General features: G+C 66.1%; 9 protein-coding genes. All 9 read left to right on the forward strand.

Translation table 11 applies throughout. From position 1 onward, the window contains the following. The first annotated feature begins 27 nt into the window (after positions 1-27). The 9 genes from VFC51_15005 (at position 28) to VFC51_15045 (ending at position 11,566) form a co-directional block, all read left to right on the forward strand. Positions 28-462, forward strand: coding sequence for a DUF120 domain-containing protein (locus VFC51_15005; GenBank protein HZT08332.1), 435 nt, complete (start codon positions 28-30; stop codon positions 460-462). Then, positions 459-977, forward strand: coding sequence for a pyridoxamine 5'-phosphate oxidase family protein (locus tag VFC51_15010; GenBank protein HZT08333.1), 519 nt, complete (start codon positions 459-461; stop codon positions 975-977). The genes VFC51_15005 and VFC51_15010 overlap by 4 nt, the downstream gene beginning before the upstream one ends. Further along, positions 974-1,375: a VOC family protein gene (locus tag VFC51_15015; GenBank protein HZT08334.1), complete on the forward strand. Its 402-nt coding sequence runs from the start codon at positions 974-976 to the stop codon at positions 1,373-1,375. Before VFC51_15010 ends, VFC51_15015 begins: the two co-directional genes overlap by 4 nt. Positions 1,376-1,816: 441 nt before the next feature. Next, entirely contained in the window at positions 1,817-4,441 is a 2,625-nt protein-coding gene (locus VFC51_15020; protein HZT08335.1) for a glycosyltransferase, read from the forward strand. 64 nt (positions 4,442-4,505) lie between these two features. Then, positions 4,506-8,336, forward strand: coding sequence for an ATP-binding cassette domain-containing protein (locus VFC51_15025; GenBank protein ID HZT08336.1), 3,831 nt, complete (start codon positions 4,506-4,508; stop codon positions 8,334-8,336). Next, on the forward strand, positions 8,317-9,036 hold the full coding sequence (locus tag VFC51_15030) for a hypothetical protein (protein ID HZT08337.1): 720 nt from the start codon (positions 8,317-8,319) through the stop codon (positions 9,034-9,036). Before VFC51_15025 ends, VFC51_15030 begins: the two co-directional genes overlap by 20 nt. Beyond that, positions 9,033-10,196 (forward strand): hypothetical protein, encoded by a 1,164-nt coding sequence (locus VFC51_15035; protein ID HZT08338.1) that lies wholly within the window; start codon positions 9,033-9,035, stop codon positions 10,194-10,196. Before VFC51_15030 ends, VFC51_15035 begins: the two co-directional genes overlap by 4 nt. 96 nt (positions 10,197-10,292) lie before the next feature. Continuing rightward, positions 10,293-10,715, forward strand: coding sequence for a hypothetical protein (locus VFC51_15040; protein HZT08339.1), 423 nt, complete (start codon positions 10,293-10,295; stop codon positions 10,713-10,715). Beyond that, entirely contained in the window at positions 10,712-11,566 is an 855-nt protein-coding gene (locus VFC51_15045; protein ID HZT08340.1) for a methyltransferase domain-containing protein, read from the forward strand. The genes VFC51_15040 and VFC51_15045 overlap by 4 nt, the downstream gene beginning before the upstream one ends.

Genomic DNA, 11,566 nt, shown 5'->3' on the forward strand with positions numbered 1-11,566 from the left:
ATACTGCTGGCCGGAGGGACGTCAAGAGTGAGCGAGTTCGGCGCGGCGATGCCGGTCGTGCTGCGCGGAATCGCCGTGTCGGGCCTGGGAAAGGCAACGGCATTCACACAGCTCGACTGGGTTCAGCGGCAATTCGAAGCGCGGCTCGGTTTTCGCGCGTGGCCGGGCACGTTCAACGTGCGCATCGTCGACCAGCAGGAGCAAGCCCGATGGGACGCGCTCTCCACGCGCCCGGGCATCCCCATCGACCCGCCCGACGCTCGCGGCTGTCTCGCGACCTGCTTCCCTGCCCTCGTGGCCGACTCCCTTCCAGGCGCAATCATCCTGCCCCACGTGGCCGGATACCCCCAGGACCAGGTCGAGCTGGTGACAGCGGAAAGCGTGCGCGCGCGCCTCGGCTGCGTCGACGGCGATCCCGTCCTCGTGCGCGTGCCGCCGCTCGTTGGATGGCGTGCTGGATGACGCCGGCTTCCGATGTCGAACGGCCTTCGGACGCGGCCGCCGCCCGGGCCGAGGCCCTCACCTACCTTGCAGCCCACAACACCGTCTCGCTGGCAACGGTGGGGGCCGACGGCGTGTGGGCGACCACCGTCTTCTACGCCAGCCGCGACTTCACGTTGTATTTCCTCTCCGAGCCGAAGACGCGGCATGCGCAGAATGTGGCCGCGAATCCATCAGTGGCCGCCACTATCAACGAAGACTACCGGGACTGGCGTCAGATCAAGGGGATCCAGATGGCGGGAACCTGCGCGGAGATCACCGGCAAGCGCGAGCTGGCCCAGGCGCTGGCGGCGTACGTGAAGAAGTACCCGTTCGTGGCGCAGTTCCTCTCCCCCGGCCAGCTCCTCCGCGGAATGCAGGTCGCCGGACGGGCGCTGGACGTCCGGCTCTACCGGATCGCGCCGACGCGGATCCTGTACCTCGACAATGAGCGCGGCTTCAGCAATCGACGGGAGATCCCCCTGGAGGCGAAATGACGATCCGACGGCTCGACCACGTCGCCATCACCGTCCGCGATCTCGATCGGTCCATCGCGTTCTATGCTCGCCACTTCGGACTGGACCCCTACTTCGTCGAGCGCGATCGTCCGCGTGGCCCACGCGCCATCGCCTACCTCCGGTCGAGCCAGGGCGTGCTCGAGCTCACCCACGACCCCGATCGAGCTTTGGGCGCGGGCTTTCACTTCTGCTTTGTCTCCGACGACTTCGACGCCGACGTGGCCCGGCTTGTGGCGGAAGGGGTCGCGGTGAAGGCGCCGCCGCATCCCACGGCCGCGCGCGAGCCATCGGAGCAACACTGGCTCCGGACGGTGTTCAGCGGTCCCGACGGGGAGGAGATCGAGGTTCGGGGTCCAAGTCACGAAGTTGTGACCTGAAAACTGCAACAATTGTCACAAACGTCCATAATCGCGTCGACGGGCACGCACGGTGCCATCCACGCGGTGAAGGTTTGACGCCTCATCGTTACATTTCCACGGGCCGGACGTAACATACGGCTCATTTCCCACGTCTTGACGTTGAAAGAATCGGGCGTAATACTCTTGTCATGTTTTTCTGGCTCGTTCTTGTCACGAGTGCGGATTAACTGGATAGACCTGGACGATCACACGATAGATGGTCGAGAACGGACCGAATTGCAGTAACGCGTGAACGCACGGCTCCACGCGGCGTTGCATCGCTGTAATCAGGAGCCAGCGCTGTTCGCCGCCGTCCTTATCGACGCGGCGTTGTGAACCCGTCCAGGTAGCAAGACAAGACACTCCTTTTCCGCACATTGCTTCCCCAAAACCCCTCCTTAGGAGGCGTTTGCACGACTGATGTCGCGTACGGGACAGCACGATCACAGAGCGACAATCTGTAGCGGCGGCTCCATCGCAGCTCCGGCTCGCCACAACGGCCGCACCGTCGAGCCATACCAGACCTCTGAGGTCGGCGCCGCTCAGTCCCGCCCCAGGGCCATTGGGAAATTCCTGTTCGCCGGTGCCGAAAAGCTCTACGTCCGAGGCGTCACCTACGGCGGCTTCCGGCCCAATTCGGCCGGCGATGAGTTTCCAGAGCCGCGCGTCGTCGACCGCGACTTCGGTCGGATGGCGGCCAACAACATCAACGCCGTGCGCACCTACACAGCGCCGCCGGTTTGGCTGCTCGACCTTGCGGCGAAGCATCGCCTGCGGGTCCTCGTCGGAATCCCGTGGGAGCATCACGTTGCATTTCTCGACGATGGGACCCGCGCGCACTCGATCCGCGCCCGCGTCCGCGCTGCCCTGGATGGCTGTGCGCAGCACGATGCGGTCCTCGGATTCTCGATCGGCAATGAGATTCCCGCGGCCATCGTTCGCTGGTATGGCCCCTCCCGGATCGAAGGCTTCCTCCGCCAGCTCTACGAAGACGCAAAGGAAGTGGATGCTAACAGCCTGATCACCTACGTCAACTTTCCATCGACCGAGTACCTGGATCTGGGTTTTCTCGATTTTCTGTGCTTCAACGTCTACCTCGAGCATTGCGACGACTACCTCGCCTACGTGGCTCGTCTCCAGAACCTGGCATCAGACCGGCCGCTCATCATGTCGGAGATCGGATTGGACAGCCTGCGCCATGGCGACTTGGCGCAGGCGTCCCTCGTCGCGAGCCAGGTGCGAACGGCGTTCGCCAGCGGCTGCGCGGGGACCTTTGTGTTCTCCTGGACGGATGAGTGGCATCGCGGCGGTGAAGAGGTCCAGGACTGGGCGTTCGGATTGACCGACCGAGAGCGCCAGGAAAAGGCGGCCCTGGGCGCCATCCGCGCCGCCTATCGAATCACACCGTTTCCGCGCGATTATCCCTGGCCCCGGGTTTCGGCGGTTGTCTGCAGCCACAACGGCGCTCGCACGATTGCTCGCTGTATCGAGGGTCTCAAGGCGCTCGATTACCCGGACTACGAAGTGATTGTCGTCGACGACGGATCGACGGACGCCACGCCAGAGATCGCCGCGCAGCCGGGTGTACGCCTTCTTCAGACAGGTCAGAACGTGGGCCTCGCGACCGCGCGGAACCTCGGCATGGAAGCTGCATCGGGCGATCTGATCGCGTACATCGACGACGACGCGATCCCCGACCGCCACTGGCTCCAATATCTCGCGTACACGGCCACCACGACGGATTGTGGGGCCGTGGGTGGCCCTAACCTGCCACCGCCGCACATCTCGACGGTCGCGCAGTGCGTTGCCAACGCTCCCGGCGGACCGACCCACGTGCTCCTGTCGGATACCGACGCCGAGCACGTTCCCGGCTGCAACCTCGCCGTCTGGAAGACGAAGCTCGCGGCCATCGGCGGCTTCGATCCCCAGTTCTGGACGGCGGGCGACGACGTCGACGTGTGTTGGCGGCTCCAGGACCGCGGGTGGCGGATCGCCTTCAGCCCCGGCGCGCTGGTCTGGCACCACCCGAGGGATTCAATTCGCGGGTTCTGGCGCCAGCAGCGCGGCTATGGAAAGGCGGAGGCGCTTCTGGAGCGAAAGTGGCCAGAGAAGTACAACGCCGCCGGTCATCGGACTTGGGGCGGGCGCATCTACAGCCCGGTTCGATTGCCGCCCCTTCCGTGGAATCGCGGGCGCATCTATCACGGCACGTGGGGGAGTGCGCCCTTCCAGTCGGTCTATGCGCCGGCCCCCATGATGCTCGACGCGCTCCCGCTCATGCCCGATTGGTTTCTTCTCATCGTCTTCGTCGCGGCGCTTGGCCTGCTCGGCGTCGCCTGGCGACCCATGCTCCTCACCATACCGATTGCCCTGACGATGCTGGGCACATCCTTCTTGCACGCGGCGGCCTCCGCGGCCAGGGCGTCCTTCCCGCGCCGGCGCGGAATCCGTTTGTTGAAGCTTCGCGGCATGACCGCGTGGCTCGTTCTGATCCAGCCCCTCGCGCGGCTCGATGGTCGCCTCCGACACGGGCTGACACCCTGGCGCTGGCGTGTCACGGATGCGCTCGCCCCGCCCATACCGAGAACCAAAACCTCCTGGCAGGAGCGGTGGCAACCGCCCGCCACGTACCTACGAGCTATTGAGCTGGCCATTCGCGCTCGGGCCGCCCACGTTCGGCTCGGCGGCGAATTCGAGCGCTGGGACATCGAAGCGCGCGGGGGCGTGCTTGGCGCTGTGCGCCTGCGCATGGCCACGGAGGAGCACGGGCGCGGCCGCCAGCTTCTTCGATTCCGCATCTGGCCGGTGGCGCTTCGACGCGTGGTGCTGATCGTGTGCATCTGCGCCGTGCTTGGACTCGCCGCGGCGCAGGCTTCGGTTGGCACGGCGCTCGTCTTCGCCCTCATGGCGGCGCTGGTGCTGACCCGCCTCATCGCCGAGTGGAGCGCCACGACCGCGACCGTATTGGGCGCCATCCCGCGCGATGTTCTGGAACGCGCCGACACCGCGGACCCGGAGCGATCCGCCACCGAGGGCGCAGCGTGAACCAGACCGTCCATCGGTCCATGCGCGTCCGATCCGGACTCGACCGCGACGAGCGAGGCGGTCGGTGAAGGACATTCCCCGCGCCCTGCGCTACCTACGCCCATACCTGGGGCTCGCCGCCGTCTCCGCGGCGATCATGGTTCCCATCACGCTGACGACCCTCCTCACTCCGTGGCCGCTCACGATTCTCGTCGACAACGTGCTTGGGCAGAAGCCGATCCCGGGCGTGCTGGCCACGTTCCTGGGCGATTGGGGGCAGGACAGGCGGACGCTCTTCATGCTGGCCGTGGGATCCGGCGTCGTCATCGCGGCGGTGAGCGGAGGCCTGAACGTCCTCGCGAACTACGTGAACACCAAGCTCGAGCAGCGAATCGTGCTCGACTTTCGCGCCGAGTGTTTTGAGCACGCGCAGCGTCTCTCGGTGCCCTACGCCGATCAGGTGAGTACCGCGCGACTCATGTACGGAATCAACTTCGAGGCCACATCCGTGGGCGCCATCATCATGGCGGTGGAGCCGCTCGCCCAGGGTGCGCTGACGATCATCGGCATGGTCTGGGTCTCCTTTCACATCGATCCGCTCCTTGCGCTCGTCTCGATGGCCGTGGTCCCATTCCTGTATTACGCGGTCGGCTACTACGCCACCCACATTCAGCAGCGGCTGCTCATCGTCAAGGGAATGGAGGCGGACTCCCTCTCCATCGTCCACGATGCCCTTGCCATGCTCCGGGTGGTCATCGCCTTCGGACGCGAGCGCCACGAAGTGCAGCGATTTCGAAGCCAGGGCCAGCGGGCGGTGGATGCGAGGGTCGGGATCACCGTTCGGCAGACGGCGTTCACGCTCGCCGTCAATACCATCACCGCGGTGGGCACGGCCCTCGTCCTGGGCCTGGGCGCGTATCAAGCGATGCAGGGCCGCCTCACCGCCGGGCAGCTCCTCGTCATTCTTTCGTACGTCGCGGCGGTCTACAAACCCCTCGAGCAGATCAGCTACACGATCGGATTGCTCCAGGACCGCCTCGTCGGCCTGCAAATGGGGTTCCACGTCCTGGACACCGAGCCGTCCGTGCGGGACTGGCCGACGGCTGCGCCGGTCCCGCGCGTCGACGGCGCCATCGAGTTCGATCGGGTCCATTTCAGCTACCCCGGCCGTCCCGATACACTCCGCGACATCTCGTTTCGGGTTGAAGCCGGCCAGGTAGCCGCGGTCGTCGGCGCGACAGGCGCGGGGAAAACGACGCTGGTCAGTCTGATCCCCCGGTTCTACGACCCGACCGACGGGCGGATCTTGCTCGACGGTATCGATACCAAACAGATCACCCTGGCTTCACTTCGGGCGCAGGTAAGCTTCGTCCCCCAGGAACCTGTGCTCTTCAATGGGAACGTCCGGGACAACATCCGCTATGGCCGACTCGACGCTACCGACGACGAGATCGTGGAAGCTGCGCGCGCGGCCAATGCCCACGACTTCATCGCCCGCCTGCCCGCCGGCTACGAGACGACGGTTGGCGAGCGCGGCGTCCAACTCTCTGGCGGTGAGCGTCAGCGACTGTGCGTCGCGCGGGCGTTTCTCAAGAACGCTCCGATTCTCATTCTCGATGAGCCGACGTCATCGATCGATTCGAAGACGGAAGAGGTGATTCTCGACGCGCTGGACCAGCTCATGATCGGCCGAACCACATTCATGATCGCTCATCGACTCTCCACCATTCACAACGCGGACCTGGTGCTGGTGATGGACCGCGGCGAGCTGGTCGAGATCGGACACCCGGACACGCTGTGGGCAAAACAAGGCATCTACCGCCAGCTCCACGACGCACAGGTCGGCCGACGCACGTCCCGTACGGGTCGGTCCAGCCCGGTCGGGGCCGATGGTCCCGCGCGCGCATCCAGCACCCCGGACCCATCGCCGTATCGCGTGGCGTGGCTCGCCCCCTCGGTCCCCTCGGTCATGCAGCCAGGTGCTGAGACGGGGATCCGCGTCACGGTGCGCAACGCGAGCCACGCCCCGTGGGCGTCGACCGACCGTGACGGCACCTGCCCACCGGTTCGGCTCGCCTACCACTGGAGATCCGCCGACGGGGAGATCGCCGTGTGGGATGGAGAGCGCACACCGCTCCCGGTTGATCTCGCCCCAGGCGAAAGCGTCAGCGTCGACTCCGTTCGCATCCGAGCGCCCGATTGCCCCGGCAGCTATCGGCTGGAGATCGCGCTCGTCCACGAGGGCGTCGCGTGGTTCGAGGAGGCGGGAGGGGACGTCCTCGCGCTCACGGTGGACGTGCAGCCGGAGGCCGCTCCGGCTGCAACTCCCCCGTTCCTGGCGGCAGAGCCGCGGGCAGAGGCGCCGACCCTCGTCGTCGGCAGCGGTCGGAGTCGCGGCGTCAACTTCGCGGGATATTTGCGCACGGAGAGCGGGGTCGGATCAGCGGCGCGCGGATACGTCCGTGCGCTTCGACATTCGGGTACGCCGCTGGCTCTTCACGACCTCTCATCCCTCACGGGAAACCGTTCCCAGGATGACACCCTCGCGGCGGTGGAGCAGGGCCACCCGTATGCCATCAACATCCTGTGCGCAGATATCGAACCCCAGGTGTCGACGGTCGCCCACCTGGGTCCGGATTTCTTCGACGGCCGCTATACGATCGGGATATGGGCCTGGGAGCTGCCCGCTTTCCCCGATAAGTGGCGCGATCGCTTCGCCTACTACGACGAGATCTGGGTTGCCACCTCGTTCATCGAAAACTGTCTCGGTCCGATCGCGCCCGTCCCCATCACGCGGATTCCTCCCGCGCTCACGCCAACGGAGGCCGGGTCACGCGAAGATGGCAGGCGTCGAATCGGCGCCGAGCCCGATGACTTCGTCTTCCTCTTCATATTCGACTTTCACAGCCACGCCGCGCGGAAGAATCCGGGCGCCATCGTCGAGGCGTTCCAGCGCGCATTCGGCCCCACCGACCGCGCGAGGCTCGTCCTCAAATGTGTCAACGGCCATGCAGATCCTCGGTCCATGGCCGAGCTTCTGGATCGGAGCGCCGAGCGCTCGATCGCCATCTACGACGAATACTGGTCCACCGCGCAAATCCGCGATCTCACGGCCGCCTGCGACGCCTACGTCTCGCTCCACCGAAGCGAGGGTACGGGGCTGACGATCACCGACGCCATGGCGCTGGGGAAACCCGTCATCGCCACCGGCTGGTCCGGAAACATGGACTTCATGACGAGCCGCAATAGCTTTCCCGTCGAGTACGCCCTGGTGCAAATCGAGGAGACCGTCGGCCCGTACCGAGCGGGGGAAACCTGGGCGGACCCGTCCGTCGATCACGCGGCGGACCTGATGCGTCGCGTCTTCGAAGACCGGGAGATGGCTCGCGAGCGGGGCGAGGCCGCGCGGCGCGACATGGCCAACCAGTATTCAGAGGAGGCGGTCGGCCGGATCATCTCGACGCGCCTCGAGGCCATCGACACGCGGCGGAATCTCGCGGCGTATCGCCAGAACGTGTGGGCGCACTTTTGGGACTACCAGGATCTCGGTCGGCGCATCCATTCCGCGGTGGGACGCGCTGCCCCGGCGGGGTCGACGATCGCCGTGGTGAGCAAGGGCGACCCGGCGATCCTTCTCGTGAACGGCTGGCGCGCGTGGCACTTCCCCTGCGGGGACGACGGTTCGTACGCGGGCTTTCACCCGACCGACGATGCGCAGGCGATCGCGCAGCTCGAGGCTGCCCGAACACGGGGGGCCGCGTTCCTCGTGTTCCCGCATACCGCGCTCTGGTGGTTCGAGCACTACACGGGATTTCGCGCCCACCTCGGCGATCGCTACCCCTGCGTCCTCGACGAGCCGGGGACGTGCCAGATCTACGACCTCAGGGAGAGAAACCATGGCGTCGAACGAATTTGAGCAGCGGACGGCCGCCGCGCGCCCCACCGTGCAGCGCGAAAACATCGCGTCCGAAATCGCGCGGCTGTGTGAGACGGAGTCATCGGTCCGCGCACAGCTGATGGACGCGATCGGCGCATTCGAGGAAGCGTCTCGGCGGTTGCAGTCACAGCTCTCCGATTTGTCCCGCGACGTGGATGAGCTGCGGGCGAGCGGGCAAGATCGAGCCGCGGGCGCCAGCGCTCGCGCGACGGATGACCCGTACCGCGGGCTGATTCGGCGGGTTCGCGAGGTCGTGCAAACCATCGTTCCCGCGGGGGCGATCGTCGCCGTTGTGAGCAGAGGCGACGACGATCTGCTGGACTTCGACGGGCGCGAGGGCTGGCACTTCCCGCGAAACGCGGACGGCGTTTACGCCGGCTACCATCCGGCAGACAGCGACGAGGCGCTCGCTCACCTGGAGCTTCTCCGTGCGAAGGGCGCCGGCTACCTCCTGTTTCCCAGCACGGCGTTCTGGTGGCTCGACCATTACGTGGACTTTGCCGCGCACCTGACGAGTCGACACACGCGGATCTGGGGCGACCGTCGCTGCATGGTTTTCGGCCTCGACGGCCAGCCGGCCGAGCAAGCGCCGCCGCCTCGCGGCCCGGAACAGCGAGGTTTCCTGCGCCTGATCGAGCGACATCGACACAGAAATGCAGCGCGGTCGGCCTACCCATGAGCCGCATCGTCGTCAGCGGCGCCCTGGCGAATAAGCCCGGGAACGGGGGTAACGCATGGTCACGCTTGAGCTGGCTCCGCGGATTTCAGCAGCTCGGATTTGACGTGGCCTTCATCGAGCAGATCGATCCGAGCGTGTGCGTGGCAAGCGACGGGTCGACGGCTCGGGTCGAAGAATCCGTAAACCTGGCGTACTTGTGGGACGTCGCCGAGGCGTTCGACCTCGCCGGAAGCGCGGCGCTAATCGATTGCCGCGGCGGCCTGTGCTTCGGCATGACCGCCACGGAGCTGCGCGATCTCGCCGACGACACCGCCCTGCTCGTGAACATCGGAGGGCATTTGCGCGTCGATTGGCTGCGGGGCAGGTTTCGACGCACGGCGTTCTTCGACGACGATCCGGGCTTCACGCAGTTCTGGTGGGCGGCGGGGCGGGCCGATCTCCTCCCCGACCACCACCATTACTGGCTTACCGTCGGCGCAAACATCGGGCAGGAGGGCTGCCCGGTCCCGACCTGCGGCCTTCCGTGGCAGCCGGTTCGCCCCCCGGTCACGCTGGACGACTGGGCGACGTCGTCCGACGGCGCGAAGGATCGATTCACGACGGTTGGCACCTGGCGCGGCCCGTACGGCCCCATCGAATGGAACAGCACGACGTACGGACTGAAGGTCCACGAGTTTCGAAAGTTTCTGGACCTCCCGCGCCGAAGTCCGCACCGGTTTGAGATCGCTCTCGACATTCACCCTGCCGACGCGGTTGACCGCGACGCGCTTGGCCACCACGGTTGGCGGCTCGTGGACCCCAGGATTGTGGCGGACAGCCCGGCTCGATTTCGCGCGTACGTCCAGGAATCTGGCGCCGAGTTCTCAGCGGCGCAGGGGATGTACGTGAGATCACAGGGTGGGTGGCTCAGCGATCGTACCGTTCGGTACCTGGCGGCAGGGCGGCCGGCCGTCGTGCAGGACACGGGGATCGCGAGGTCCATTCCGGTCGGCGAAGGGCTTCTGGTTGTGCGCACCGTCGAGGAAGCGGCGCGCGCCGTCAACTCCGTCGCTCGCGATTATGAGCGCCACGCTCGGGCCGCGCTTCAGCTTGCTCGTGAGTATTTTGACGCCAACCGCGTTCTGACAAGCCTCCTCGAGGAGATAGACCTGGCCTACTGAACGGCGGATGCTCGGTCGATTGCCCAGAAGTCCGCCGCCTGAACCGACCGCGTGGCGCCAGGCCTTCGAGGCCAATCAGGAATTGGGGATTCACCGATGGACGACGCGTTTCTGGAACCCCGGGAGAACATCGACACCGCGGCCCTTCTCGCCAGGCTCAAGTCATACAGTGAAGCCGTGCCTTCGGCAGGCGCGGGACAGCATGGAGACGGAGCCCCAGAGCTCAAGCTGTCACGCGCGCTCAGAGAACAAGCGGAGCTGAACCGCCACATCGTCACCGCCATTCGAAACCTCGGGGACTTCCTGGACGAAATCGACGCGCGGGTCATTGCGCTCGAGCGTCGGGATGCCCGAGTCGAACGGACGGGCGACGGCGTCGCCGAGCGCGCCGCGTCGAACGACGGAGTTGGTTCGGGCCCAGATGCCGAAGGCGTGATCGAGGCCCTGCGTGCCAGCCTGCGCGTCAGCCTCGCGGGGCTGGACGCCATGCTCGCCGACCGACACGGGAGGCCGCGATGACGGGGAGCCACGCGCGGCAACCGACAGCGCCAGGGCATGAAGAGGATGATGCGCAACTGACCGCCGCGGAGATCACGCGGATTGCTGACGCCCTCGAGTCGCTCTGCGAACGCCTCGATCAGCTCGGCGCCGTCTTTTCGGCCGGAGTAGGAAGCGATCAGGCGCTCGCCGAGTCGCCCTCGTTCGACTACGTTGGATTCGCGGAACGGTTCCGCGGATCGCGGACGGAGATCAGAGAGCGGCAGTCGCACTACGCCGCGTTGTTCCACGGCAGACGCCACGTCGTGGACCTCGCGTGCGGTCGCGGCGAGTTCGTGGAGCTTCTGTGCGAACAGGACGTTGGCATCCTCGGCGTGGATCGGAGCGCCGAAATGGTCGAAGCGTGCGCAGGCCGCGATCTTCCCGTCATTCAGGCCGACGTGTTCGCGTACATGGACGCTCAGGCCGAGAAGAGTCTGGATGGGATCGCTTCGTTCCAGTTCATCGAGCATCTCGCTCCGAGCCAAATCTTACGCCTCCTCTTGCTCGCCGAGCGGACCCTCATCGATGGCGCTCCCATCGTGCTGGAGACCGTGAATCCGAGCTGCCCTGAGGCCTTCGGTGACTTTTACCTTGACCCAACGCACGTCCGACCTGTGCCCCCGGGGCTCCTCGTCTACCTGTTCGAGCGCGCGAACCTTCGCGTTGAGTCCGTGAGGTTCACCGCGCCCGCGCGCGATGGCCCGATGGAAAAGGTGCTGCGAGTCGCTCCCTATGGGCAAGCCGACACCGCGGCCTACCGAGACTACGCGGTCGTAGGAGCCCGGGCGCCGCGTAGGAGCCGGCGCGAGAATTTTTCAACTCGGGACTGA

It is taken from the genome of Chloroflexota bacterium (assembly GCA_035652535.1).
Classification (GTDB): domain Bacteria; phylum Chloroflexota; class UBA6077; order UBA6077; family SHYK01; genus DASRDP01.

What these genes read in the sequence shown, in the direction of transcription:
- VFC51_15010 (HZT08333.1), top strand. Translation starts at nt 459, where the DNA reads ATGACGCCGGCTTCCGATGTCGAACGGCCTTCGGACGCGGCCGCCGCC.
- VFC51_15035 (HZT08338.1), top strand. Translation starts at nt 9,033, where the DNA reads ATGAGCCGCATCGTCGTCAGCGGCGCCCTGGCGAATAAGCCCGGGAAC.
- VFC51_15045 (HZT08340.1), top strand. Translation starts at nt 10,712, where the DNA reads ATGACGGGGAGCCACGCGCGGCAACCGACAGCGCCAGGGCATGAAGAG.
- VFC51_15040 (HZT08339.1), top strand. Translation starts at nt 10,293, where the DNA reads ATGGACGACGCGTTTCTGGAACCCCGGGAGAACATCGACACCGCGGCC.
- VFC51_15030 (HZT08337.1), top strand. Translation starts at nt 8,317, where the DNA reads ATGGCGTCGAACGAATTTGAGCAGCGGACGGCCGCCGCGCGCCCCACC.
- VFC51_15020 (HZT08335.1), top strand. Translation starts at nt 1,817, where the DNA reads ATGTCGCGTACGGGACAGCACGATCACAGAGCGACAATCTGTAGCGGC.
- VFC51_15015 (HZT08334.1), top strand. Translation starts at nt 974, where the DNA reads ATGACGATCCGACGGCTCGACCACGTCGCCATCACCGTCCGCGATCTC.